Origin of the sequence: Bradyrhizobium sp. Pha-3 (assembly GCF_042258325.1) — a bacterium.
Lineage (GTDB): Bacteria > Pseudomonadota > Alphaproteobacteria > Rhizobiales > Xanthobacteraceae > Bradyrhizobium > Bradyrhizobium elkanii.
Map to the genome: position 1 here is coordinate 4,117,691 of NZ_CP170151.1, position 24,672 is coordinate 4,142,362.

The 24,672-nt window shown below is 63.1% G+C and carries 26 protein-coding genes; 11 read left to right on the top strand and 15 right to left on the bottom strand.

Features of this window, described 5'->3' with window-relative positions:
- Nucleotides 1-188: 188 nt before the first annotated feature.
- The 4 genes from ACE10X_RS19005 to ACE10X_RS19020 are packed head-to-tail and all read right to left on the bottom strand — an operon-like array spanning nucleotide 189 to nucleotide 5,023.
- Nucleotides 189-1,316 (bottom strand): branched-chain amino acid ABC transporter permease, encoded by a 1,128-nt coding sequence (locus ACE10X_RS19005; protein WP_375764456.1) that lies wholly within the window; start codon nucleotides 1,314-1,316, stop codon nucleotides 189-191.
- Nucleotides 1,317-1,331: 15 nt separating this feature from the next.
- Nucleotides 1,332-2,261: a branched-chain amino acid ABC transporter permease gene (locus ACE10X_RS19010; protein WP_080583624.1), complete on the bottom strand. Its 930-nt coding sequence runs from the start codon at nucleotides 2,259-2,261 to the stop codon at nucleotides 1,332-1,334.
- Between the two features lie 9 nt (nucleotides 2,262-2,270).
- On the bottom strand, nucleotides 2,271-3,056 hold the full coding sequence (locus tag ACE10X_RS19015) for an ABC transporter ATP-binding protein (RefSeq protein WP_051003365.1): 786 nt from the start codon (nucleotides 3,054-3,056) through the stop codon (nucleotides 2,271-2,273).
- Complete coding sequence (locus ACE10X_RS19020) at nucleotides 3,053-5,023, bottom strand: AMP-binding protein (protein ID WP_038388581.1); 1,971 nt, start codon at nucleotides 5,021-5,023, stop codon at nucleotides 3,053-3,055. The genes ACE10X_RS19015 and ACE10X_RS19020 overlap by 4 nt, the downstream gene beginning before the upstream one ends.
- A 698-nt stretch (nucleotides 5,024-5,721) precedes the next feature.
- Here ACE10X_RS19020 and ACE10X_RS19025 point away from each other — a divergent pair.
- Together ACE10X_RS19025 and ACE10X_RS19030 are read left to right on the top strand one after the other, a co-directional pair.
- On the top strand, nucleotides 5,722-6,744 hold the full coding sequence (locus ACE10X_RS19025; protein WP_038388592.1) for an NADP-dependent oxidoreductase: 1,023 nt from the start codon (nucleotides 5,722-5,724) through the stop codon (nucleotides 6,742-6,744).
- Nucleotides 6,745-6,888: 144 nt separating this feature from the next.
- Nucleotides 6,889-7,146 carry a hypothetical protein gene (locus ACE10X_RS19030; protein WP_038388579.1) on the top strand — a complete coding sequence of 86 codons (258 nt, stop codon included), beginning with the start codon at nucleotides 6,889-6,891 and terminating at the stop codon, nucleotides 7,144-7,146.
- An 8-nt stretch (nucleotides 7,147-7,154) separates the two neighbouring features.
- On the opposite strand, the gene ACE10X_RS19035 is transcribed toward ACE10X_RS19030, so the two are convergent.
- Entirely contained in the window at nucleotides 7,155-7,994 is an 840-nt protein-coding gene (locus ACE10X_RS19035; protein ID WP_038388578.1) for a metallophosphoesterase, read from the bottom strand.
- Nucleotides 7,995-8,385: 391 nt separating this feature from the next.
- Here ACE10X_RS19035 and ACE10X_RS19040 point away from each other — a divergent pair, with 391 nt between their 5' ends.
- Together ACE10X_RS19040 and ACE10X_RS19045 are read left to right on the top strand one after the other, a co-directional pair.
- Nucleotides 8,386-8,808 carry an MAPEG family protein gene (locus ACE10X_RS19040; RefSeq protein WP_026192653.1) on the top strand — a complete coding sequence of 141 codons (423 nt, stop codon included), beginning with the start codon at nucleotides 8,386-8,388 and terminating at the stop codon, nucleotides 8,806-8,808.
- Between the two features lie 22 nt (nucleotides 8,809-8,830).
- The gene (locus ACE10X_RS19045; RefSeq protein ID WP_038388577.1) at nucleotides 8,831-10,129 is read left to right on the top strand and encodes an RsmB/NOP family class I SAM-dependent RNA methyltransferase; all 1,299 of its coding nucleotides are present in this window, start codon (nucleotides 8,831-8,833) and stop codon (nucleotides 10,127-10,129) included.
- Nucleotides 10,130-10,235: 106 nt separating this feature from the next.
- Here ACE10X_RS19045 and ACE10X_RS19050 read toward each other — a convergent pair whose 3' ends face one another.
- Nucleotides 10,236-11,510 carry an MFS transporter gene (locus ACE10X_RS19050; protein ID WP_038388968.1) on the bottom strand — a complete coding sequence of 425 codons (1,275 nt, stop codon included), beginning with the start codon at nucleotides 11,508-11,510 and terminating at the stop codon, nucleotides 10,236-10,238.
- A gap of 112 nt (nucleotides 11,511-11,622) precedes the next feature.
- Here ACE10X_RS19050 and ACE10X_RS19055 point away from each other — a divergent pair, with 112 nt between their 5' ends.
- Entirely contained in the window at nucleotides 11,623-12,075 is a 453-nt protein-coding gene (locus tag ACE10X_RS19055; protein WP_304555696.1) for a helix-turn-helix domain-containing protein, read from the top strand.
- A gap of 206 nt (nucleotides 12,076-12,281) precedes the next feature.
- Here the strand turns inward: ACE10X_RS19055 and ACE10X_RS19060 are convergent, their stop codons facing one another.
- Together ACE10X_RS19060 and ACE10X_RS19065 are read right to left on the bottom strand one after the other, a co-directional pair.
- A complete protein-coding gene (locus ACE10X_RS19060) occupies nucleotides 12,282-12,614 on the bottom strand; it encodes a DHCW motif cupin fold protein (protein ID WP_038388440.1) in 333 nt (110 codons plus the stop codon).
- A gap of 222 nt (nucleotides 12,615-12,836) precedes the next feature.
- Nucleotides 12,837-13,208: a nuclear transport factor 2 family protein gene (locus ACE10X_RS19065; RefSeq protein ID WP_038388441.1), complete on the bottom strand. Its 372-nt coding sequence runs from the start codon at nucleotides 13,206-13,208 to the stop codon at nucleotides 12,837-12,839.
- A 137-nt stretch (nucleotides 13,209-13,345) separates the two neighbouring features.
- Here ACE10X_RS19065 and guaA point away from each other — a divergent pair, with 137 nt between their 5' ends.
- Both guaA and ACE10X_RS19075 read left to right on the top strand, forming a co-directional pair.
- The gene (gene guaA / locus ACE10X_RS19070) at nucleotides 13,346-14,971 is read left to right on the top strand and encodes a glutamine-hydrolyzing GMP synthase (protein ID WP_038388462.1); all 1,626 of its coding nucleotides are present in this window, start codon (nucleotides 13,346-13,348) and stop codon (nucleotides 14,969-14,971) included.
- 241 nt (nucleotides 14,972-15,212) lie between these two features.
- Nucleotides 15,213-15,512, top strand: coding sequence for a hypothetical protein (locus ACE10X_RS19075; protein ID WP_375764457.1), 300 nt, complete (start codon nucleotides 15,213-15,215; stop codon nucleotides 15,510-15,512).
- Between the two features lie 51 nt (nucleotides 15,513-15,563).
- On the opposite strand, the gene ACE10X_RS19080 is transcribed toward ACE10X_RS19075, so the two are convergent.
- Genes ACE10X_RS19080 through ACE10X_RS19090 form a run of 3 tightly spaced genes read right to left on the bottom strand, consistent with a single transcriptional unit; the run spans nucleotide 15,564 to nucleotide 18,008 of the window.
- On the bottom strand, nucleotides 15,564-17,216 hold the full coding sequence (locus ACE10X_RS19080; protein WP_038380666.1) for an IS66 family transposase: 1,653 nt from the start codon (nucleotides 17,214-17,216) through the stop codon (nucleotides 15,564-15,566).
- A 46-nt stretch (nucleotides 17,217-17,262) separates the two neighbouring features.
- Entirely contained in the window at nucleotides 17,263-17,610 is a 348-nt protein-coding gene (gene tnpB / locus ACE10X_RS19085; RefSeq protein WP_018272694.1) for an IS66 family insertion sequence element accessory protein TnpB, read from the bottom strand.
- Nucleotides 17,607-18,008 (bottom strand): transposase, encoded by a 402-nt coding sequence (locus tag ACE10X_RS19090; RefSeq protein WP_038380667.1) that lies wholly within the window; start codon nucleotides 18,006-18,008, stop codon nucleotides 17,607-17,609. Before ACE10X_RS19090 ends, tnpB begins: the two co-directional genes overlap by 4 nt.
- A gap of 109 nt (nucleotides 18,009-18,117) precedes the next feature.
- Between ACE10X_RS19090 and ACE10X_RS19095 the strand changes: the two genes are divergently transcribed.
- Together ACE10X_RS19095 and ACE10X_RS19100 are read left to right on the top strand one after the other, a co-directional pair.
- Nucleotides 18,118-19,032, top strand: coding sequence for an ABC-three component system protein (locus ACE10X_RS19095; protein WP_375764458.1), 915 nt, complete (start codon nucleotides 18,118-18,120; stop codon nucleotides 19,030-19,032).
- A complete protein-coding gene (locus tag ACE10X_RS19100; protein ID WP_369529574.1) occupies nucleotides 19,029-19,457 on the top strand; it encodes a three component ABC system middle component in 429 nt (142 codons plus the stop codon). Before ACE10X_RS19095 ends, ACE10X_RS19100 begins: the two co-directional genes overlap by 4 nt.
- A gap of 289 nt (nucleotides 19,458-19,746) precedes the next feature.
- Here the strand turns inward: ACE10X_RS19100 and ACE10X_RS19105 are convergent, their stop codons facing one another.
- Nucleotides 19,747-20,310: a TetR/AcrR family transcriptional regulator gene (locus ACE10X_RS19105; RefSeq protein WP_038383595.1), complete on the bottom strand. Its 564-nt coding sequence runs from the start codon at nucleotides 20,308-20,310 to the stop codon at nucleotides 19,747-19,749.
- A gap of 106 nt (nucleotides 20,311-20,416) precedes the next feature.
- Between ACE10X_RS19105 and ACE10X_RS19110 the strand changes: the two genes are divergently transcribed.
- Nucleotides 20,417-21,070: a glutathione S-transferase gene (locus ACE10X_RS19110; RefSeq protein WP_038383601.1), complete on the top strand. Its 654-nt coding sequence runs from the start codon at nucleotides 20,417-20,419 to the stop codon at nucleotides 21,068-21,070.
- Nucleotides 21,071-21,271: 201 nt separating this feature from the next.
- On the opposite strand, the gene ACE10X_RS19115 is transcribed toward ACE10X_RS19110, so the two are convergent.
- A complete protein-coding gene (locus tag ACE10X_RS19115; protein ID WP_038383596.1) occupies nucleotides 21,272-21,871 on the bottom strand; it encodes an NADPH-dependent F420 reductase in 600 nt (199 codons plus the stop codon).
- A gap of 41 nt (nucleotides 21,872-21,912) precedes the next feature.
- Entirely contained in the window at nucleotides 21,913-22,647 is a 735-nt protein-coding gene (locus ACE10X_RS19120) for an SDR family NAD(P)-dependent oxidoreductase (protein ID WP_038383602.1), read from the bottom strand.
- Between the two features lie 316 nt (nucleotides 22,648-22,963).
- Between ACE10X_RS19120 and ACE10X_RS19125 the strand changes: the two genes are divergently transcribed.
- A complete protein-coding gene (locus ACE10X_RS19125) occupies nucleotides 22,964-23,860 on the top strand; it encodes a LysR family transcriptional regulator (protein WP_038383597.1) in 897 nt (298 codons plus the stop codon).
- Nucleotides 23,861-24,142: 282 nt separating this feature from the next.
- Here ACE10X_RS19125 and ACE10X_RS19130 read toward each other — a convergent pair whose 3' ends face one another.
- Nucleotides 24,143-24,379 carry a hypothetical protein gene (locus tag ACE10X_RS19130; protein WP_038383598.1) on the bottom strand — a complete coding sequence of 79 codons (237 nt, stop codon included), beginning with the start codon at nucleotides 24,377-24,379 and terminating at the stop codon, nucleotides 24,143-24,145.
- Nucleotides 24,380-24,672: the final 293 nt, after the last annotated feature.

The following is a 24,672-nucleotide window of genomic DNA, read 5'->3' on the forward strand; positions in this document are numbered from 1 at the left end:
CGTTTTGCGCTGCGGCCGGTGCGCTAAGCGCCGCGCCGGCCAAGGCGGTCGCGAGTATCAGTAACCTGTGTGCAATACTTGCCATATTGATCCTCCTTCATAAAGCGCTGTTTCCCGTCCGCGGTACTTCCTTCCTCTCCGTTGTCAGCGGCCGCCATCCGCATAGCGAGCAAGGCACGATCGCTTCCTCAATACGGAAACGGCCAAAGTCTGAGCTTCTCCTTGCCGATCGATATCAGCCGGGCGAAGCCATGGGGTTCCTTGATGAGCAGATAACAAATCCAGGATCCGAAGATGATGAACTGGAGGTGAGTGATCGTTTGCGTCGACAGTGGCAGGCCGAGCTTGGTCGGAATCACATTCAGCATGATCGGCACGATGAGGATGAAAGCTGCTCCGATGAACGAACCCATGATCGAGCCGAGCCCGCCGATGATGACCATGAACAGAAGCTCAAGCGAGCGGTCGATCGAGAACGCAAGCGGCTCCCATGAACCGAGGTACACGAACGCCCAGAGCGCACCCGCCACCCCGATGATGAACGAAGAGACCGCGAAAGCCGTCAGTTTTGCATAGAGCGGCCTGATGCCGATCAGCTCGGCGGCGATATCCATGTCGCGGATCGCCATCCACTGCCTGCCGAGATTGCCGCGCACGAGATTTTTCGCCAACACGGCCATCACGGTCACGAAGAGCAGGCACAGCAGGTAACGCTCGACCGGCGAGCGAACGACCATACCGAAGAAATCCAGTTCCGGCGCATTCACTGATCCCGACGGGGCGTAGTTGGTGAACCACGGGATCCGCAGGAACGCCCAATCGAAGAAGAACTGCGCGGCGAGCGTTGCGACCGCCAGGTAGAGACCCTTGATCCGCAGACTGGGAATGCCGAACAGGATTCCGGCACCCGCCGCCATGAACCCGCCAAGCAGAATGGATGCCAGCACGGGCAACGGTGGGATCGCGATCGCGAAGCCAAGCCAGGCAAGCGGGATATGAACGCCGGTCGCCAGCTTGTAGGCGGAATAGGCGCCGATGGCCATGAACGCGCCGCTGCCGAGCGAGATCTGGCCGCAATAGCCGACGAGAATGTTTGTCCCGATGGCGGCGAGCGCCAGGATGAGGAAGGGGAGCAGGATGGCCCACAACAAATAGTCGGTGCCGAACGGCCAGATCCGGAAGGTGGCCAGCAGCGGCACGCCAATGAAAGCAATTCCGAGCAGGACTGCGAGGGCAATACGATCCTGCCGGATCGGGAAGATCGCCATATCCTCCGCATAGGTCGCCTTGAACTGGCCGGCTTCGCGATAGAGCACAACGACCTCCTTGCCTCAGACGCGTTCGATGATCCGTTCGCCGAACAGGCCCTGCGGCCGCAAGAGCAGCACCGCCAACGCCAGCACGTAGGCAAACCAATATTCGATGCCGCCGCCGATGGATGGCCCGAGATATACCTCTGCGAGCTTCTCACCCGCCCCGACAATGAGCCCGCCGACGATCGCTCCGGGAATCGAGGTGAGGCCGCCGATGATCAGGACCGGCAAAGCCTTCAGCGCGAGAAACGTGATGGAGAACTGCACGCCAAGCTTGGTCCCCCACACGGTCGCCGCGACGAGCGCAACGAGGCCGGCAACGAGCCAGACCACGAACCAAATCCAACTGATTGGAATCCCGATCGAGTGCGCGGCCAAATGGTCGTCGGCCACGGCTCTGAGCGCGCGACCGGTCTTGGTACGCTGAAAGAAGACCGCGAGGCCGGCGACCAGGATGCCCGCGATCAATGCGCCCCAGACATCCAGCTTGTTGACCAGAATTCCACCCGGGAACAGGCCTTCAAACAAGAACCAGGCGTCGGTCGGGAACAGCCGCAACGGGTAGACATCTGATCCGAAGATCATCTCCGCGGCGCCCTCGATGACGAATGTGACGCCGATCGTCGACATGAACAGCGTCAAGCCGTCCTGATTGACAAGAGGTCCGATCACGAACCGCTCGATGAGCCAGGCGGTTGCCGCCATGATCACGGCGGCAAAGCCGATAGCGAGGATGACCGCGACCCAAAGCGGAAGGCCGTTGGCGACCAGGAGGTCGAGGGCGCGAACCAGCGCCAATCCCGCGAGCAACACCATTGCTCCCTGCGCATAGTTGAATACGCCGGATGCCTTGAAGATCAGCACGAAGCCGAGCGCGACCAGCGAATAGAGCACGCCGGACATCAATCCGCCGATAAGGACCTCGAGAAACTGACCCAGTGCGATCATGGACGCACCTCAATGCGCGACGCCAAGATATGCGTCGATGACGGCTTGACTTCGCTTCACTTCATCAGGCGTGCCGTCGGCGATCTTCACGCCGTGATCGAGCACTGCTACGCGGTCCGACAGATCCATGACCACGGCCATGTCGTGCTCGATCAGGGCAATGGTCGTGCCGTAATGGTTGTTCACATCAATGATGAACCGCGACATGTCCTCCTTCTCCTCGAGGTTCATGCCTGCCATCGGCTCGTCGAGGAGCAGAAGGTCGGGCTCCATCGCCAGGGCGCGACCGAGTTCGACACGCTTCTGCAAGCCGTAGGGCAGACGGCCGACCGGTACCTTGCGGATTGTCTCGATCTCCAGGAAGTCGATGATCTCCTCGACCTTGCGCCGATGCTCGATCTCCTCTGCGAGGGCAGGGCCATAACGCAGCAGCTGCCACAACAGCCCCCGGCGCACCTTCAAGGTGCGGCCTGCCATGATGTTGTCGAGCGCGCTCATGCCCTTGAACAAGGCGACATTCTGAAAGGTGCGCGCGATGCCGCCGCGTGCCGCCTCGAAGGGCTGCATTTTGGACCGGGTGCTTCCCTTGAAGGTGATGGCGCCATGGTTGGGATGATAGAAACCGTTGACGACGTTCAGCATTGAGGTTTTGCCGGCGCCGTTGGGGCCGATGATGGCGCGAATTTCGCCTTTTCTGACGTTGAACGAGACGTCCCGCAGCGCCTTGACGCCGCCGAAGGCCAGTGCCACGCCCTCGACCTGCAGCAGGATTTCGTTGGCGTTTGGCGCTCTCATGCTGCTCTTCCCAGCGATTCTGCCGGACCGATGATTTGCATGTCGCGAATCTTGACTCGTGCCGCGATCGTGCCCTTCCGGCCATCCTCAAACGTCACTTCCGTGGAAATGTCGGCGTCATGCGCTCCGTTGTAGAGTGCCGTGACCAACGACGCATAGCGTTCGGCAATGAAGCGGCGGCGCACTTTCTGCGTGCGGGTCAGCTCGCCGTCATCCGCGTCGAGTTCTTTGTGCAGAATGAGGAAGCGGCGAATCTGGGCGCCCGCGAGCACCGCTTCCCCGGCCAGGGAACGGTTCACCGCGGCAACGTCTTTGGCGACCATGTCGTAGACCAGCGGATGCCCGGCAAGCTGCTGATAGGACCCGTAGGCGACGTTGTTGCGTTCGGCCCAATTCGCGACCGCGACCGGGTCGATGTTGAGCATGGCGCATACGAACTCTCTCGAGTCACCGAACGTGATCGCTTCCTTGATATTCGGATAGAACTTCAGCTTGTTCTCAAGGTACTTGGGAGCAAACATCGTGCCGTCAGCCAATCGACCGACGTCCTTCGCACGATCGATGATCTTCAGATGCCCGGTCTTCTCGTCGAAAAAGCCCGCATCGCCGGTCCTGACGTATCCATCGGACGTCATCGCTTCCGCGGTCTTTGCCTGATCCTTGAAATATCCGAGGAACATGCCGGGCGAGCGAAACTGCACCTCACCCGATTCCGCGATGCGGATGTCGACGTTGGGCGCCGGCGGACCAACCGTATCCGAATAGATCTCGCCATCGGGCTGACACGTTACATAGAGGAACGCTTCGGTCTGGCCGTAGAGCTGTTTCAGGTTCAGTCCGATCGCGCGGTAGAACGCGAACAGATCCGGACCGATAGCTTCACCTCCGGTGTATGCGACGCGCACCTGAGACAAGCCAAGAACGTTCTTGAGAGGTTCGTAGACCAGCCAGCGCCCGAGCGCATAGAGCAATCGGCCTGACAGCGGCACCGGACGTCCCGTCAAGACTTGCTCGCCATACCGCCGCGCGACGTCCAGAAAGTAGCTGAACAATCGCCGCTTGATCGGCGCTGCGTCCTCCATCCGGACCATCAGCCGCGTCAGCATGGCCTCGAAACCGCGTGGCGGGGCCAGGTAGAAGGTTGGTCCTATCTCATGACGATCCTGCTCGATTGTGTTGCTGCTCTCCGGACACGCCATGCAGAATCCGGCCACCATGCCTTGTGCATAGCTGACGTAATGATCGCCCGCCCAGGCCAGCGGCAGATAGGCCAGCACCACGTCCTTGTCGGTCAACTTGTCGAACCGCGTGGTGTCGGTTGCAGCATCGATGCAGCCTCGCGCCGACAGCATGACGCCCTTGGGCGCGCCGGTCGTTCCCGAGGTGTAGAGGATGACCGCGATGTCCGAACCGTTGCCGGCCCGAATGGATTCATCGATCCGTTCGCCAAGCGCCGGATCGGCTGCAAGCGCGGCGCGGCCGTCATTGATGATATCGCCGATTGCGATCAGTCGGCCGTGGTCGTAGCCGTCGATTCCGCGCGGTTCGTCGTAGATAATCCTGTTGAGTTGCGGCAGTCGGTCGGACACCGACAGGACCTTGTCGACCTGCTCCTGGTCCTGCGCTGCGACCAGCGTCGCCTCGGCGTGAGCGAGAACAAAAGCAAGCTCATCAGCCACTGCATCGGAGTAGACTGGAACGGGGATTGCGCGCAGCGTCTGCGCGGCCATCATGGTCCAGTAAAGCTTGGGCCGGTTGGAGCCGACTACCGCGATTGTCTCGCCCGGCCGCAAGCCAAGGCGATGCAAGCCGGCGGCGTAGCTACGTACGATCTCGGCAACCTCAGCCCAGGTCCAGCTCTGCCAGATGCCGAGATCCTTATGTCGGAACGCTGGCCGCGTGCCAAATTGTGCCGTGTTTCGCAGCAGCAATTTGGGAAACGTATCATACGATCCGCCGCCGGCCATGTCGGTCTCGATCCAAAAACCGAAGCGTTGGTTCGCTCCTGTTATGGTGATGCCTGCCCCATTTTTGGGTAACAGACATGCGAGTGCCGCATGGTCCGAGATTACAGCGAATCGCAAGTCCGACAAGGGCCAGATTGATGGATCGCGTTTTTGCCGCGGGGCGCGCGCGGCAGAGATAGGTCTACCGGCTGCCAATTCGCCGAAGGTGAATCCGGCCGCCACCAGACGGACATTGCGGCGCGAAGACGCTGATCGGCTCTCAAGAGGTAACCCCAATGCTTCGGAGCGCCTCACGTCCATCGGACGGTCCCGCGAAGCTGACCGAAGTCCTGCGCCACTCAAGTTTCGAGGGCGACCGGAAACCGATTGCCGATTTGCTGCGTGGCCGCCCTCGTTGCGACCCATGGAGGGCCGCCTGACCGCTTTGCCGGATGGCGAGGTCGGATCAGGCGACTTGACTATGGCCGCTTCGTTTGCTGGTGGCGCGCCGTGACAAACTGCCGCCACCAGGGGGCCCTGCGAACCGCCCCCGACATGACAGTATCGCGTTGGCGCCAATGTGCCTGGCATGACGGCCGTCATTTCAAACAACATTTCAAACAGTGCTGCGCGAAAGAGCAAATCCATCTCCCTTGCGGGGAGATGGATTGCATGACTACGTGTCCGCCACGAACCAATCACCTCAGGAGGAAATCAACATGTCCCAAGGAAAGCGCATCGTTCTGGCTTCGCGCCCGCACGGCGAGCCCACGTCGGCCAATTTCAGGCTCGAGGACTACACGCCGCCGACACCGGGTGCGGGCGAGGTGCTGCTGCGCACCATCTGGCTGTCGCTCGATCCCTATATGCGCGGCCGCATGGCCGACGGTCCGTCCTATGCCGCACCGGTACCGGTCGGCGGCGTGATGGAAGGCGGCACGGTGAGCGAGGTGATCGCCTCCAACAATCCCGGCTTTGCCAAGGGCGATATCGTGCTGTCGCGCGCGGGCTGGCAGACGCATGTGCTGTCCGACGGCAAGGGCCTCGCCAAGATCGATCCGAAGATCGCGCCGATCTCGACCGCGGTCGGCGTGCTCGGCATGCCCGGCATGACCGCCTATACGGGACTGCTCGAAATCGGCAAGCCGCAGGCGGGCGAGACGGTGGTGGTCGCGGCCGCGTCCGGCGCCGTCGGCTCGGCGGTCGGCCAGATCGCCAAGATCAAGGGCGCGCGGGCGATCGGCATTGCCGGCGGCAAGGACAAGTGCGCCTACGTCAAGAATGAGCTCGGCTTCGACGAGTGCCTCGACCATCGCGATCCCAATCTCGCGGCCAAGCTGAAGGAGGCCTGTCCGAAGGGCATCGACGTCTATTTCGAGAATGTCGGCGGCGCGGTGTTCGATGCGGTGTTTCCGCTGCTCAACGCGTTCGCGCGCATCCCGGTCTGCGGCCTGATCGCGCATTACAACGACACCGAAGCGCACGCCCCGAAATGGGCCGGCGCGATGATGCGCAACATCCTGACCAAGCGGCTGACCTTCCGCGGCTTCATCGTCAGCGACTTCGCCGCCATGCATGGCGACTTCCTCCGCGACATGTCGCAGTGGGTGCGCGAGGGCAAGGTCAAGTACAAGGAGTTCGTGACCGAGGGCCTGGACAGCGCGCCGGATGCCTTCATGGGCCTGCTCAAGGGCGCCAATTTCGGCAAGCAGCTGGTCCGGGTCGGGCCGGACAAGGCCTGAGTTACAGGCCCCGGAAGCTCCCATTCCGCGCAACAAAGTATCAAAAGCGCCACAATGGCGGGGATTTGGGGGCCTTTTGGCCCCCATTTGCTTGACTGAGACCCGCAGCAGTTGATTCAATATGGCTATATTTCAGGTGAAGCCATGATTTTTGAACTTATTGTTTTCGGGGTCATTCTCCTCGCCGTCGGCTATTGGGCGACGATGTTCGTCATCGGCCGCCGCGACGACGTCTTGCATGGAAGATTCGTCGAGGAGCAGCCGGACACGACACCGGTCCGCATCATGCCGCACGTACCTCGCGCACGGCCCGCGCCGGCGGCACCACCGCCCGACAAGGACTCGCTACAGGCGCTGCTCACCGTGATCAAGCAGGACCTGCACGACGCGGCGCGGAGCTGACGCGCGGCTCAGGCCGCCGGCTCCTTGCCGAGCAGCATCTCCAGGTCGACATCGACCTGGCCCTTCGCCCTGACGTGGCGGACCTCGAAACTGTCGGGCTGGAAGCGGTATTCGACGAGACCGGTTTCCTTGATGCCGATCACCTCCTGCCGCGCGTCGGAGATGACGAAGCCGGCCGAGGGCGCCCAGATGTGTCTGACATGCTCGAACGTGTAGTCGCGACGCTGGTGCACATGGCCGCTGCCGACCAGACGCCAATCGACCTTGCCGAACATCTCGATCAGGCGGCGGCGCGCCGGCTGCGGGACGAAGCGGATCGCGGTCTCGGCGCGCTCGGCATCGTAGGGCAGGTCGAGATAGAGCGGCTTGTGCAGGAACAGCGCGACCGGCCTGCCGACGGCCTTGTCGAGCGCGCCTGCGAGCCAGTCGAACTGCTCGGCCTCGCTGTCGAGACCGGTGTTCATGATCAGCGAATTCAGCCCGATGAAGCACCAGCCGGCGGCGTCGAAATGCCAGCGGTCCTCGCCGAGCACCGAGGTGAAGGCGCCGCGCGTCTCCTCGGTTGGTAGTTGCGTCGGCGGCGCGCCGACCGCGGTCGGATTGTCGCCGATGTCGTGATTGCCCGGCAGATAGAGGCAATCGACCGGCAGCGCGTTGTGCAGCTCCTTGGCGAACGTGAGGTCGTCGCGGCTGGTCGGCCCGTCGAACGAGACGTCGCCGGAGTTGAGCACGAGATCGGGACGCGTCGCGTCGATGTGCTCGCTGACGCGATGAAAGTTGTCGATGAGCGGCTTGAAGCGGCGCGCGAGATGGGTGTCGGAGATTTGTGTCAGGCGAAATTGGGGCATGCATCGCTCCTTTGGGCCGGAGCATAGGTCGGCGCGAAGTCGGAACGATGACGATTTTGCCGTCTTATTCGATGCCTCGTTTGAAGCCCCGTTTGATGTGTTGTTTGGTTTTGCGCCTTTGGGGCGGCCGCTGATCGCCAGTTGCCGCACCGACGCCGGCGAGCCCGCCGTCACCATGCCGGGCACGCCGCTGCCCGGGCCGCGCTGTCGAGGATCGGGGTGATGACGCTGATCGCGTCATCCATGAAGGGCTGAAACCGCCATTGGTCCTGGGAGTTGGTCATCCGGGCTCGGATCATGGTTCAACGGGTTACCGCGCACGCTTCATTGTCTTGGGGGCGAGCGGCGGCTAAGAGGGCGGCAGGGCGCCCGCGGCTGAGGGAGATTTTTGATGTCGGTTCAAATGGTTCTGTTGCCGGTCTTCATCCAGATCGGGCTCGCCTTCGCGCTGTTGTTCGCCATGGCGACGACGCGTACAAGGGCGCTGACGAGCGGGGAGACCAAGATCGGAGACATCGCGCTGCGCGAGCCGAACTGGCCGGCCCAGGCCACCAAGTTCGGCAACTGCTTCGCCAACCAGTTCGAGCTGCCGATCCTGTTCTATGTCCTGATCGCTATTGCGCTGCCGCTGCGCCGTGCCGATCTGTTCATCGTGCTGATGTCCTGGGTGTTCGTGGTGACGCGGTTTGCCCATGCCAGCGTGTTCGTCACCTCCAACGACGTGCGGCCGCGCTCGCTCGCCTGGTTCGCCGGAGCGCTGGTGCTGGCGGCCATGTGGCTGTATTTCGCGCTCAGACTGCTGCTGCTGATCTGATGCGCCCAACCGAAAGAGATCAATGACCCCCGCTGCCCGGCTTTCCGCGGCGATCGAGCTGATCGCCACCATCGACGCACAGCGCATTCCCGCGGCGAAAGCGCTGAAGGAATGGGGCACCGCGCACCGTTATGCCGGCTCCGGCGATCGCGCCGCGATCTCCGGCCTGATCTGGGACGTGCTGCGCCGGCAATCCTCCGCGGCCTATTTGATGGATGACGCCAGCGCCCGGTCGCGCCTGCTCGGCATGCTCAAGCTCGAACGCGGCATGGACATCGCCACGATCCAGGCGCTGTGCGACGGCGGCCGGTTCGCGCCGGATCCGCTGACCGCGACCGAGGAGGCCGCATTGGCCTCGCGCTCGCTCAAGGAGGCGCCGGCGCATGTCGCGGGCGACTATCCGGACTGGCTCGATCCGCATCTGGCAAAGGTGTTCGGCGACGACCGCGCGGCGGAAGCGACCGCGATGGCGAGCCGCGCGCCGCTCGATCTGCGCGTCAACACGCTGCGCGGCAAGCGCGAGAAGGTGCTGCCGCGGCTGTCGCATCTCGGCGCCAGGGCAACGCCGTGGTCGCCGCTCGGCCTGCGCATCGAGCTCGGCGCCGATGCGCGCAATCCCGGCATCCATGCCGAGGAGGATTTCATCAAGGGCGCCATCGAGGTCCAGGACGAGGGCTCGCAGCTAGCCGCGCTGTTCGCGGCAGCCAAGCCGGGCGAGCAGGTGATCGACCTCTGCGCCGGCGCCGGCGGCAAGACGCTGGCGGTGGCAGCTCAGATGCAAGGCAAGGGCCGGTTGATCGCGACCGACAGCGACAAGCGCCAGCTCGCGCCGATCCATGAGCGGCTGTCGCGCGCCGGCGTGCACAATTGCGATGTGCGCACGCCGCGCGGCGAGGAGGAGGTGTTGTCCGACATCAAGGCCTCCGCCGACCTCGTGCTGATCGACGCGCCGTGCACCGGCACCGGCACCTGGCGCCGCAATCCCGACGCCAAATGGCGCATGCGCCCCGGCGCGCTCGAGGTGCGGCTGAAGGATCAGGCCGAGGTGCTGGAGCGCGCCGCGCCGCTGGTGAAGGGCGGCGGCCGGATCGCCTACATCACCTGCTCGGTGCTCACGGAAGAGAACGGCGAGCAGGTCAGGGCCTTCATCGCGCGGCATCCGGAGTTCTCCGTGCAGCCGCCGGAGCAGACCGCAGCGGTGCTGTGGGACAAGGCCGAAGCTTTTGCCGAGGCCGCGCTGCAATCGGCGGAGGGCCTGCTGATGACGCCGCATCGCACCGGTACGGATGGGTTCTTCGTCTCGGTGTTGAAGAAGGCGTAACGCTTCCTCCGCCGTCATTGCGAGGAGCGTAGCGACGAAGCAATCCATTTCTCCGCTTGCGGCACGATGGATTGCTTCGCTTCGCTCGCAATGACGGGCGCGTCCACTACGCTTCGGAGCACGCACCAATCGGCACCGGTGTCCTGCTCACCACGATCACCCAGTACAGCAGCGCGCAGGCGCTGATCGTGGCACCCAGTACGCAGACGCCGGGCCAGCCCGCGGCCGCATAGGTCAGCGTCGAAGAGATCGCGCCAAAACCTGTTCCGATCGAATAGAACACCATGTAGCCGCCGACCAGCCGGCTCGCCGCGTCGGGGCGCGCGGCGACGATCAGGCTCTGGTTGGTGACGTGGATCGCCTGCACCGCGAAGTCGATCATCAGAACGCCGGCCACGACCAGCCATAGCGAGGTGTTGAGGCAGGCGATCGGCACCCAGCCGGCGAGCATCAAGAGCAACGACAAGCCGGTGGTGCGCTGCCCCCAGCCGCGGTCGGCGAGCTGGCCGGAATTGCGCGCCGCCAGCGCGCCGGCGAGGCCCGCGATCCCGAGCATCCCGATCGTGGTGTGCGACAACGAGAGCGGGGGGGCCGCAAGCGGCAGCACGACCGAGCTCCAGAACACGCTGAAGCTTGCGAAGATCAAAAGCGCGAACACCGCGCGTTCGCGCAGGACCTCCTCCTCGACGAACAGCGCGACCGTCGAGCGCAGCAGCTTTGCGTAGGACGATCCGGCCATCGGCTGCGGTGCATGCCGCGGCAGCGCGCGTGCCAAGAGCGCCGCCAGCACCGGCGTCAGCGCGGCCGAGGTGAGGTAGACCACGCGCCAGCCTCCGAGATCGGCCAGTGCGCCGGCGGCAAAACGTGCCAGCAGAATGCCCGAAACAGCGCCGCTGGTGACGGTGCCGATGGTGCGGCCACGGTCGGCCGGCGCCGCCAGCGTCGCGGCGTAGGCGACCAGGACCTGGATCACGACGGCGAGCAGCCCGACCAGCACCATGCCGACAAGCAGCACCGCGGCGTTCGGCGCGGTGCCGACGATGGTCAGCGCGAGCGCCGACAGCACGGTCTGGCCGACGATCAGCCTGCGGCGGTCCCAGAGGTCGCCGAGCGGCACGATCAGCATCAGGCCGAAGGCGTAGCCGACCTGGGTCAACGTCACGACGCCGCCGATCACCGCCGGCGTGATGGAGAGATCCTGCGCCATGGTGTCGAGCAGGGGTTGCGCGAAATAGATGTTGGCGACGCTCAGCCCGCAGGCGACGGCGAACAGCAGCACGACGGCGGGCGACAGAGCGCGAGCCGTGGTGTGGCCGGGTTTGTTGTGCGTCTTGTGATCGGCCTCGGCCGGTCCGGCCTTGGTCATGGTCTGGTTCGTCATCTTGCCTCCGCTGCAATTCGCAATCTGGTCTCATAATGAGACCAGTTGCGCCGGACGCTGTCTAGTCCTATTTTAAGACCGTCGGAATCGTGATCGAGGGAGGCGGAGCGCGATGAAGCGGACCGCATTTGCGAAAGCGGAATGCCCGGTGGCGCGTGCGCTGGATGCGATCGGCGACTGGTGGTCGCTGTTGATCGTGCGCGACGCGTTCGACGGCCTGCGCCGGTTCGGCGACTTCCAGAAGAATCTCGGCATCGCCAAGGGCATGCTGACGACGCGGCTGCGCACGCTGGTTGCAACGGGCGTGCTCGAGCAGGTCGCGGCCTCCGACGGCAGCGCCTATCAGGAATATGTGCTGACCAAGCGAGGCCACGATCTGTTCCCGATCGTGGTTGGTCTCAGGCAATGGGGCGAGGCGCATCTCTTTGCGCGCGGCGAGCCGCATTCGGTGCTGCTCGACCAGGCCGGGCAGGCGGTCGGGCAGCTCGTGTTGCCGTCGAAGAGCGGCCAGCCGCTGGGCTGGGCGGAGACGAAGGTGAGGAAGGTGGCGTCGCGGAGGAGGTGAGTGCGTGCCGCGGACCAGCCAACGTCATCACTATCCGCAAAAGCTCGGCGTCATCCCCGCGCAACGGCGAAGCCGTTGTCGCTGGAGGTGCGCGGCGCGCGATGCGTCAGCAGCGCGCGTCGAGCCTCGAAGGATGGGGATAGAGTCGGGCCGTCGCCCTTCGAGGCTCGCTCCGCTCGGACCTCAGGGTGACGGATGACGTGTGCTCAATCCACAATGAACAGCGTCGCACCCATCTTCGTCGACGAACGGTGCGCGGCGTCGCCGAAGTCGGAGACCTGGTAGCTCATGCCCGGCTTCAGCGTGAATCTGCGGCCGTCGCGCAGCTCGGTGTCGAGCTCGCCCGTGACGACGTAGAGCACATGGCCGCGATCGCACCAGTGATCGGCGAGATAATCAGGCGAATACTCGACCATCCGCACCCGCAGCTCGCCGATGTTGAGCGTGCGCCACAGCGCCTGGCCGGTCTCGCCGGGATGCACGGTGGGCGAGACATTGCTCCAGTCGGTGACGGTGAAGGGCAGGGTCGGGATTTTCATGGGGGTGGTTCCTGACGTTCTGTGACTCTACGCGTCTGCATCTTCAAATGCCGGCGTCATCCCCGCGCAACGGCGAAGCCGTTGTCGCTGGAGGTGCGCGGCGCGCGATGCGTCAGCAGCGCGCGTCGAGCCTCGAAGGATGGGGATGGAGCCGGGCCGTCGCCCTTCGAGACGGTCGCTTCGCGACCTCCTCAGCGTGACGGATTACTGCACGCGGCAACCTCACCCCACCAGATGGTTCGCCGAGCCCTGCCGAATCTTGCCCTCGGCATCCAGCCGCAAATACTCGCAGATCTTGTTGCCGCGTTCGTTCTGGTAGAACACGACGACGCTGTCCGGCGAGACATAGAGGTCGATCAGCTCGAAATGCAGCTCGGGCAATTTGGCCAGCGCCGCGCTCCAATAGGCCCGCAAGCTCGCCTTGCCGCGCACCGTGCCCGACGCGCCGAAGCCGAACGCCGGGATCCGGTCCGAGGTCATTTCGGTATCCTCGGCATACATCGAAAGCACCCGCTCGAGGTCGCGCGCGTTCCAGGCGGCGATCCAGTCGCGGCCGAGCGCTGTGAGACGCGACGGGTCGTGAAAATCCGGCATTGGTTTCCTCCATGTGGCTCATGGTCAAATTAGGTCAATAATACTGACCTATATGGATTTGTCCATGCCCAAAGAAGAATGTGGGCGCCCCATCGAGCGCGGTTGCGGGGGCGGGCGCTGTCGCGTATCTGCTTGCCATGACAGCCCAGCACACAGCCCAAGACACAGCTCAAGCGCTGTCGACGCCCTCCGTGGCCTCGGCGCATGACAAGATTCTGATTGTCGATTTCGGCAGCCAGGTGACGCAACTGATCGCCCGCCGCGTCCGCGAGATGGGCGTCTATTCCGAGATCGTGCCGTTCCAGAAGGCGGAGGCCGCCTTCAAGGAGATGAAGCCGAAGGCGGTGATCCTCTCCGGCGGTCCGGAATCGGTGCACGAGACCGGCTCACCGCGCGCGCCGCAGCTGATCTTCGAGTCGGGCGTTCCCGTGCTCGGCATCTGCTACGGCCAGATGACCTTGGCGGCCCAACTCGGCGGCGAGGTCGAGGGCGGGCACCACCGCGAGTTCGGCCGCGCCGATGTCGAGGTGAAGACCGACAGCCAGCTGTTCGACGGCGTCTGGGGCCACGGCGAAAAGCACCAGGTGTGGATGAGCCATGGCGACCGGATCACCAAGATGCCGCCCGGCTTCTCGGTGGCCGGCACCTCGCCGAACGCGCCGTTCGCGATCATCCAGGACGAGACGCGCAAATATTACGGGCTGATGTTCCATCCCGAGGTGGTGCACACGCCCGACGGCGCCAAGCTGCTGCGCAACTTCGTGCGCAAGGTCGCAGGGCTCACCGGCGACTGGACCATGCGCGCGTTCCGCGAGGAGGCGATCGAGAAGATCCGCGCGCAGGTCGGCAAGGGCAAGGTGATCTGCGGCCTGTCCGGCGGCGTCGATTCCGCCGTGGCGGCGGTCTTGATCCATGAGGCGATCGGCGACCAGCTCACCTGCGTGTTCGTCGATCACGGCCTGCTGCGGCTCGACGAGGCCAAGACCGTCGTCGACCTGTTCCGCAACCACTACAACATCCCGCTGGTCCATGTGGACGCGTCGAAGGAGTTTCTGGGCGAGCTCGAGGGTGTCACCGACCCCGAGGTGAAGCGCAAGACCATCGGGCGCTTGTTCATCGACGTGTTCGAGGCGGAAGCCAAGAAGATCGCAAATAAAGGTGAAGGTCCGGCGGAATTTTTGGCGCAGGGCACGCTCTATCCCGACGTGATCGAGAGCGTCTCCTTCACCGGCGGCCCGTCGGTGACCATCAAGTCGCACCACAACGTCGGCGGCCTCCCGGCGCGGATGAACATGAAGCTCGTCGAGCCGCTGCGCGAACTGTTCAAGGACGAGGTGCGCGTGCTCGGCCGCGAGCTCGGCCTGCCCGAAGTGTTCGTCGGCCGCCACCCGTTCCCGGGCCCCGGGCTCGCCATCCGCTGCCCCGGCGACATCACCAGGGAAAAGCTCGACATCCTGCGCAACGCCGACGCCGTCTATATCGACCAGATCCGCAGGCACGGCCTCTATGATGCGATCTGGCAGGCCTTTGCGGTGCTGCTGCCGGTGAAGACCGTCGGCGTGATGGGCGACGGCCGCACCTACGAATACGTCGTCGGCCTGCGCGCCGTCACCTCGACCGACGGCATGACCGCGGACTTCTACCAGTTCGACATGAAATTCCTCGGCGAGACCGCGACGCGCATCATCAACGAGGTGAAGGGCGTCAACCGCGTGGTGTACGACGTGACCAGCAAGCCGCCGGGGACGATCGAGTGGGAGTGAGGGGGCGGCCAGCGACAGCACCGTTTCGTCGACGGTAATCTTCGCTGACGCTCCGCTCGTTCTGGGGCCCGATGAGCAGCATTGGGATGCCTTTTTGCATTGCAAAAGCTGCCTTCGGTCTTGAACTTTCGGACTATTTTTAAGCCGCAATATGTCGATAACGACGTAGTCCGGTTGCGTATGCCTCGCGATACAACGAAACTACCCGCAAACATCTCTCACAAGAGGCCGGAGGGCGGGTTTGACCACGAAGAACGTGCACAGCGCAGACGATGCTGCGTTGGGCTTCTTATACCAAGCGCAATACGCACTAGTGCTATTGTGGCTTGAAGTCGATGATGATGCCGTAGTTTATCTTGAAACACTTGATGACGTCGTTCTGGTCGCTAACGGCGATACCTTTTTGGAGCAACTCAAGCATTCTTTGAAAGCGAAGCCGCCTTCGCTCACAGTTGCAAGCCTGCCACTTTGGAAGACCTTGAAGGCATGGATCGACGTCTTGCACGAACTCGATCGTACGCATACGACGAAGACCGCCTGATTGATGCATGCGCGCGGGCACGGCGAGCTCTATGATTGTGTTGCGTGAAGATCAGGCGGCCTGCTGATCGGCAGGCTTGTCGCCTTGGCGCAGGAGCTTCCATTCCCAGGGTAGCAGTTCGTGCAGACGCGAAGCGGGAAGATCGGCGATACGGGCGAGGACGTCGGCGAGCCAGGCCTTGGGATCGACGTCGTTGAGACGACAGGTCGTGATCATCGTCAGCATGATAGCGGCACGGTCGGCACCACGCTGGCTGCCGGCGAAGGTCCAGTTGCGCCTTCCCAGGGCGATGCCTCTCAATGCGCGCTCAGCGCAATTGTTGGTCAAGCAGATCCTGCCATCGTCGAGGAAGCGGGCGAAGTTGTCCCAGCGCCTGAGCATGTAATTCATCGGCTTCAGGACCTCGGACGAGCGAGAGAGGGTTTCGCGCTCACGCAACAACCAGGCGTGCATGTCCCCGAGGAGCGGCTTGCTCTTTTCCTGGCGCACGGCGTGCCGCTCTTCGGCGCCGCAGCCGTTAATGGCGCGCTCGATCTCGAACAACACATCCAGGCGCCTGACCGCCTCCAGCGCGATCGGAGAGACCGGTTTACCTCTCTTGCCTTCCCGGGCATTCTTCTCGATGTCAGCCAGCTCGAAGAAGCCCCGCCGCGCATGGGCGAAGCAAAACGCCGGCGTAATCGGCAGCACCTTCTTTTGCGGGTCGAACAGCGGCTCGAAGCCGTTGTAGCAATCGGCTTGCAGGATACCGGCGAAGGCGGCCAGATGCTTCTGGGGATGCTCGCCTCGTCGGTCGCTCGAGGCGTAATAGACCGCCGCCGGCGGCGCAGGCCCGGCAAAGGGCCGGTCATCCCGCACATAAGTCCAGATCCGCCCGGTCGTGCACTTGCCCTTCGCCAGGATACGGATGGTGGTGTCATCGCCATGAAGGCGCTCGGCAGCGAGCACATGGCGTTCGATCAAGTGGAAGAGCGGCATGACGGCGAAGGTCCCGTGGCCGACCTGGTCGGCCAGCGTCGACAGCGGCAAATCAATCCTCTCGGCCTTGAAGCGCGCACTCTGGCGGTTGAGCGGGATATGCATGCCGAACTTGTCGAACAGGATCGTCGCCAGCAATTGTGGGCCGATGAAGCCGCGCGGCGTGGCATGGAACGGCGCAGGCGGCTGGCTGATCTTCTCGCAATCGCGGCAGGTGAACTTCTCGCGCACTGTCTCGATGACCTTGAAGCGACGCGGGATCTCCTCCAGCGTCTTGGTCACATCCTCGCCGATCTTCGCCAGCCGCGATCCGCCGCAGCAGGCGCAGCTCGTCGGAGCGTCAATGACGACGCGCTCGTGTTCGATGTCGTCCGGCCAGGGCTTGCGCACCGGCCGCTTGCGCGTGAAGGGGCGGACGTTCTGAGTCTTCGCCGCTGCGGCCTGCGCCGCAAGCTCATCCTCGCTCGCCGTGGTGACGAGGTCTTCGAGCTCCAGTTCCAACTGCTCGAGCAGCCGCGCCGTGCGCTCGGAGCGCTGCCCGTACAGTTCGCGTTTGAGCTTCTCGATCCGCAGCTCGAGATGCGCGACCAGCGCCTCGTTGTCCGACAGCTCCGCCTGCGCGCTGGCAGCCACCGCCTCAGCTCGCAACCGCGCCTCACGCTCGGCCTGCAGCGCCGCCAGGGCACTCGCAAGGTCCGATGGAAGATCGTCCGGCTTCGATGTCATGAAGCCATTGAATCAGATCAAGCAGAAGATTCAAACTGTAAAACGGCTATCCGACCCGCGTCGGACGCTGGGTTTCTTGAGGGTTGCGCCAATCGATCCCGGACAACAGATAGCTCAACTGCGCCGGAGAGATCGTTACCGATTCACCGGCAACCGATGGCCAGATGAACTTTCCTCTCTCGAGTCTTTTGGTAAACAGGCATGCTCCCTGGCCATCGTGCCAGATCACTTTCACAAGATCGCTGCGCCGACCGCGGAAGACGAACAGATGACCGCTGAGCGGGTCTTTGCGCAGCACCTCCTGCACTTGAAGTGCCAACGACGGAAAGCCTCTGCGCATATCCGTGTAGCCTGTCGCGAGCCACACTCGCACGCCGCTCGGAACCGGAATCATCGGCGCACCAGGGCATCGAGAACTCGTCGCAGCGCGTCTCCATCAACGTCACCATCGACCCGGATTCGGTGTCCGCTACCGAGATCAATCTCGATGATGCCCTGGCTCCTCCGTCGACGCGCCGGCGCCGTCGTCAATGGCGCTTCGGCCACATCCCGCGGCGGCACAGACGGCCCAATCTCGACCGGCACTAACGGCGCTACACTCGTTTCACCGTGCTTGCAAAGCTCTTTGCGCCACCTGAACAGCTGGCTCACATGAAGGCCGGCCATGCGAGCCACCTCCGAAACGGTGGCTCCGGGCTCGAGCGATGCTGCAACTAGCCGTTCCTTCTCATCCTGCGACCACCGACGCCGCCGCTCGACCGATGTGATCACCTCTGCCCGCGAAATCGTCATAGCGCTTCTCCTAGGATTACCCCTAGGACCTGCAGCGCTCGCGTCCGTCAAACAAGGCGGCCCTCAACGGAGGGATACACTCGATCTGTCTCGCACGCGTTTTCATCTCGTGGCGGTTGCGAATATCTCGGACAGTTCGCCCCTCGAAGCGCTACTTGATGATGACGCTGACAGAAGCGATCTTTTAGAGGCGTTGAAGGAAGAAGCCGAGCGAGTAAGGCAAGAGCGAGCCGAAGCAATGGCCGCAGGTAACATTCCTCTGCCTCATGCCGAACGGTCTGCCGCATGCAAGGCCTTTCTCGATCTTTCTGAGGAAGCGAGGGCCAGTCTGCTGGCACGAGTTCGTATAAAGCCGAAGCAGCCGAATATCGCCGAGATTGAGGACCTACTCGCCGACAGTTTGACGAGTGTGGTTCGCCGTAAGCGAGCGCAAGTCGCTAGGCAGCTCGTTGAGTGGTGGAGCGGCCAAGTCCTAGACTTTCTGACTAAAAAGCGGAAGGTCGGCTTGTCAAGGTTCGAGCTTTTAACGCGCTACATGGAGATCGTTAGCGCGATCGAGCTCGACGAACTCACCAGCGCTTTTGCAACAGCGCTCCATCCTTCATCGTATCAGTTCGACAGCATGATAGAGCGCCAGATATCGCTGGTGGGTGGCGGATCTAGCGAGCTGCGTCGAGCCGTTCGAGAGGAGTGGCGCGCCCGGGAGGAGCGCTCGCGATGGTCGCGCGAGAATCCAGCTAGGCACGAGATCATCATAAAGTACGACGACCGGCTCGTAGAGGAATGGTCGGACCGGCATGCAGATATTTGTAGTGGATGTGCCAGTGCTTCCTCTGAAGTACTCAAAGGCAGGGGGTTAGAGCTTCTGAATTGGAGCCACTATACGGCGCCTAACGATTTGGAGCCGATCGCGCCAAAGATCGTCTCGCCATATTACGTCCGAGGCACGTACCAGGTGCTGTCAATCAATGGAAACGTAGGTTGGCATCCCGACTACCGGAAGCTCTTGGGGTTCGACGAATGATTGTAGCGCACGATCTCTTCGCAGAGACAAACCCGGCATTTGGAGTCTTCACCATTGTTGGCTTTTGCCGAAGCTTTTTGGATGAGTCGGAAACAGCGCCTGCAATCGCGCTGATCTATCTAGCGATACCCATTGCAATGTCCGGAGACACCCAGACTTCCTTTTCAGATACAAACTCAAGAACGGGCCTTCTCGCTTGGTTGAATAGGTATCCCGAAAGCCGCACAACCATCGCGCAGGGAAGGCCGGATGTTTCCGGTTACACCTGTGGTCCTACCCCCGAGCTCTCTACCCATTGCTCGGGGCCCATGGGTGCGATCGGCACCCGGTCTTCCCTGCGCCCTCTGATCGAAGAGGGCAAACCAACAGCAAAGCTCGGACGAATATCGTCGCGAGAACGCCGTGTCATATCTGATGCTGTTTGAAACCGTTGAACCGAACTGCGCGCTGTTCGTCCGGCGCGGCCAGGGTGTCTCCCCGCCCTTCGAACGGCGCCCGTGCGCCGATCACTGCTCCTTCTTGAACAAATCCCGGAAGATGAGCTGGCCCCAGATGCGGCCGCGTGCGTGCACCGGCGAGCGTAGCCCGGATGAGCCAACGGGTCGCGCGAACGCGCGCCCCGTTGGCTCATGCGGGCTACTCGCTACCATGGCTTGGAACGATCGAGTGGGAGTAGGGCGTCGCCGCCTCACCTCGATCTGACATTCGGGCCATCTATGCCGGCAGAAGACCCGCGGCGCGATAGCTGTCGATCGTCGAGTCGTAGAGCGAAATATCGGAGCGGCTTCTGGCGATGAGCTGCGCGCCGGCGACGGCGGCGAAGATCGCGCGGGCCCGCTGTTCGCTCTTTCTCGAACTGACCAGGCCCGCAGCCACCAACAGCTTGCTCAGCCACGCCACGTTGACGTCGGCAAAGGTCTGGACCTCCTTCTTCACCGCGTCCGGCAGGTGGTCGACTTCCGCGGACATGAAGCTGCAGAGGCACATGCGATTGTTGCTCTCGAGCGCTTTGCGAAACACCTCGGGATATCGACGCAGGCAGCGGACGGGATCGGCCGTTTCCGCCAGCATCGCCTCGAGTTGGACGGCGGTGTCCTCCCAGTAGCGCCGCGCGACGGCCACGCCGAGATCGGCCTTGCTCGGGAAATGGTGATAGATGCTGGCGGCCTTGATCCCGACTTCGTCGGCGAGATCGCGGAAATTCAAGCCGCCATAGCCGCGCGCCTGCGCGGTCCGCTTTGCCGCCGCCAGGATGGCCTCCCGAGAGCTCGAACTCACGCATCGCCTCACTGCTTCGTTATCTACCAAGTGACAGATAGGCGTTGACCGGCCGGATTTGAAGGCTAGTTTGACCCTACCAAGTGACAGGTAGACAGGAGTCATGATGAAGATTTACGATTGGCCAACTGGCCCATATCCGGCCCGCGTACGCATCGCTTTGGCCGAAAAGAACCTGCGGTCGCAAGTGGAGTTCGTATTGGTCGATCTCTACAAGGGCGAGCACAAGAAGCCCGAATTCCTCGCCAAGAACTACTCCGGCACCCTGCCGGTGCTCGAACTCGACGACGGGACCTTCGTTGGCGAGTGCACGGCCATCACCGAATACCTTGACGCGCTCGATGGCACGCCGACGCTGACCGGCAGGACGCCGCGCGAAAAGGGCGTGATCCACATGATGAGCAAGCGCGCCGAACTGGAACTGCTCGATGCCATCAGTGTTTATTTCCACCACGCCACGCCGGGTCTTGGGCCTCATGTCGAGATCTATCAGAACCCCGAATGGGGATTCCGTCAGCGCGACAAGGCCCTCAGGGGGATGCACTACTTTGACGGCATTCTGAAAGGACGGCCGTTCGTCGCCGGCGACGCATTCACGATGGCCGATATCACCCTCATAGGCGGCTTGATCTTCGCGGGACTGGTGAAGGTGCCGGTGCCGATGGAGTGCGAGGCTCTCTTGGCATGGTATGCGGCGATGCAGGAGCGTCCCAGCGTCAAGAACCGGATAACGATGTCCGAGCCGATCGAGGCATCTTGATCGAGATCGTAGTTTGCGAACACCGCTCTCGTGAACCTTGCGCGAGGGCGGATCGCCAAGATCGCAAGCGTAGCAAGCGTAGCCCGGATGAGCGCAGCGACATCCGGGGCATTTTCTATCCGCGCGTCGCGGGTGCCCCGCATATCGCTGCGCTCATGCGGGCTACTCGCTTCGCGGGCCAAATCACACGGCCGGGATCAATCACTGCTCCTTCTTGAACAAATCCTGGAAGATGAGCGGGCCCCAAGTGCGGCCGCGTGCGTGCACCAGCGCGCCACCCTCGTTGAGCTTTCCCAGCGTGACGGGTGCGAACCCGAGTTGTTTGGCCAAGGCTGCCACGGGAGCGGTCGCGTCGTCGTCGTCACCAGACAGAAAGACCACCCGGTGGCCGCCCTCGACGATCGGATCGGCAGCCAGCTTGGCCGCAACCAGGTGATTGAACCCTTTCACGAGCTTGGCGCCGGTGAACGCCTTCGCGACGAAGGCGGAGGACGGGAGGCCGTCCAGCTCTTCAGGGACTGGAAACGCGTTCATCGCGTCGATGACCGTCTTGCCTTTCCAGCTCGGCAGGGCCTTCGCGACCTCGCGATGCTCCCCGAACGGGACCGCCAGGATGATTGTGTCGGCCTCAAGTGCTTCCCGCAACGACTTGACGACGACCGTGGGTCCAATCGCCCGAGCCTGCGGCGCCAACGCCTCGGGCGGCCGGCGGCTCGCGACGGTCACGTTGATGTTCTTACGAGCGAAGGCGTGGGCGAGGGCCTGGCCTATCTTACCGAATCCTACAATTGCATAGCTCATGATACCTCTCCGATCCGTGTTGATATTGATTCCCCAGCCGTTCAGATCGCCGAGAAGCCGCCGTCGACAGACAACTCCACCCCGTTCACGAAGCTCGAATCGTCTGAAGCAAGAAACAGCGCGGCCGCCGCAATTTCCTCGGGACGACCCATCTTTCCCCGCGGGATCAGGGATTCGAACATCCGCTTCGCCTCCTCGGTGAGAACCTGGTCCTGCATCGGTGTGGCGATCGGCCCCGGGCTCAGCACGTTCACCCGGATATTCCTGCCCTTCAGTTCGTTGAGCCACGTGCGTGCGAATGAGCGCAACGCCGCCTTGCTCGCCGCATACACGCCGTAACCAGGAAAGCCTTTCACCGATGCAACCGACCCGGTCATGAAGATCGATCCGCCATCGTTGAACAGCGGCAACGCCTTCTGAACCGTAAACAGCGTGCCGCGCGTATTCAGGTCGAAGGCCGCATCGAAATGCTGCTCGGTAATCTCGCCGAGCGGGACGGCTTCGCCGATGCCGGCGCTTGCGTACAGGACGTCGATCTTGCCCTTTTCCCGCCTGACCGTATCGAACAGACGGTCGAGGTCGTCGAGATTGGCCGCGTCGCCGCGCACGCCGGTTACGTTGCGGCCGATCAGCCTGACGGCCTCGTCGAGCGCTTCCTGCCTTCGGCCCGTGATGAAAACATAGGCGCCTTCTTCAACGAACCGGTGGGCGCTCGCCAGCGCCATGCCGCTCGATCCACCCGTGACGACTGCAACCTTACCCTCAAGCTTTCCCATGACTTCTCCTTTCGTCGTGTCGGACAGCGTCTCTGGTCCCATTTGCGAGATGGCCCCGGAGAACCTCGACGTAGCTCCGCCGGCGTCGGGCGTTGAGTGCGGAAGCGCGCACATCGGTGGTGCGAAATCGATCCGGCTGGACGACTGACGTCAGCCGCGACGATCGGTGTCCGCCGTTCGGAATTGGGCTGCGCTTGTCGGCATGGCTATTCGGCTTGGGCTAGGATGATCGCCCGTGCTACCCACACACGAGATGCTGTCCGACGTATTGGACACGGGCTTTGGAAGGCGCACCCCAGCGGTGCCGGATTGCACCATGATCGACTGGGATGACGTTCGCTACTTTCTTGCCGTCGCACGCGGAGGCTCGGTGCGGGCTGCCGCCGAGCGCCTCGGGGTGAACCACTCGACCGTGCTGCGACGGGTCGCCCAACTGGAGGAACGGCTCGGAGCGCAGATGTTCGAGAAGCTGCCTTCGGGCTACCGCCTGACGGCTGCGGGGGAGGAGGTCCTCGAACTCGCGGAACAGATGGAAGCGTCGTCGCACCAGCTGGAGACGCGCGTCTTCGGCCGCGACCAGGGCGTGCGCGGGCGTCTGCGGGTGACGCTGGCACCGCCCCTCGCGACACACCTGCTCATGCCGGACTTCGCCGATTTCGCGCGACTGCATCCGGACATCGAGATGGAAATCTTGTCATCCGGCGAGCTGGCAAATCTGACCAATCGAGAGGCCGACGTCGCGATCCGCGTCGTCTACGACCGCAAAACCCTGCCGCTCAATCTTCACGGCCTGAAGGGACCGGAGCTGTTCGGAGGCATCTACATATCCCGCGATCGACTGGCCGCATGGCGTGCGGGCGCGCCTGATCCCGTCCGGTGGATCGTTATCAGCATTCATGGAATCCCGGACTGGGCCCACGAGGGCGAGGTTCGGGCCGCCGAGGTTCCGTTCAGGGCCACAGATGCCGAGGCGCAGATCGTGGCGGTGCGGCAGGGGCTCGGGATGACGACGCTGCCGTGCTTCGTCGGAGATGCCGACCCCCTGCTGGTGAGGGTGCCGGGCACCGACCTGCACATGTACGGGACGCTCTGGCTTCTCACACAGGGGGAGACACGCAAGACGAAGCGCGTGCGGCTCTTCACCGAGTTCGTATCCCGCAGGCTCGCCGCGTACGCGCCGCTTCTCGCGGGACTGTCCGTATCGCGCGACTGACGCGCGGGCAGGTAGCCGATGGCGCTTGCCGTAATCCGATTGGAAACCGAGCTGCGATTGCACCAAGCGAAAATCGCGGTCAATCCCTTGCGCTGCTGACGGAGCAAGCGTAGCCCGGATGAGCGAAGCGATATCCGGGGCATTTTTTATCCGTGTGTCGCTTGGTGTCCCGCATATCGCTGCGCTCATGCGGGCTACTCACTGTTTCGCGGATGTCGCGATGGCGCATCGCGCCGGTCAAGCGGCTAGGGGGCAGCCCGACCGATCGATGCGGCGGAGCGATCAATATGGACCGGGTTCGCAGGGGACGTTGTTGCCGGTCCAGGGCGCGGTGGCGAATGAGCCGACGCGCGGCGCCGGAATGCAGGCGCGACCGTCGACATAGACGGGCTCGGCCGGCGCGGCGGCGCTCGCTTCCGCGACGTGGCGGGACACGGCGTGGGTCTCACGCGCCATTGCCGGCGACGCGATCATGGCAACCGCGATCAAAGCAGCCGACAGGAGTTTGACGTTCGTCATGGAGTTTCTCCGTTTTGTTTATGGGGCCAAGGAGTCTGGCCTCGTCAGATATTTGTGCGCAGCAACGGCGGACTTAAATGCAATCATCACTCACGCCGGCTCAACGCTGCGTGAGCTATGATGTCCTCGCCGTTGTGTTGCGCGATGCAGGCCATCACCGACAGGCCGGATGAACGAAGCGTAATCCATCACGTCTTCGGGTGATGATCGTGAGGGTGCGTTACGTCCGCGTTGGCACTCTTACGGGTTCAGCAAGCGTAGCCCGGATGAGCGAAGCGATATCCGGGGCGTGT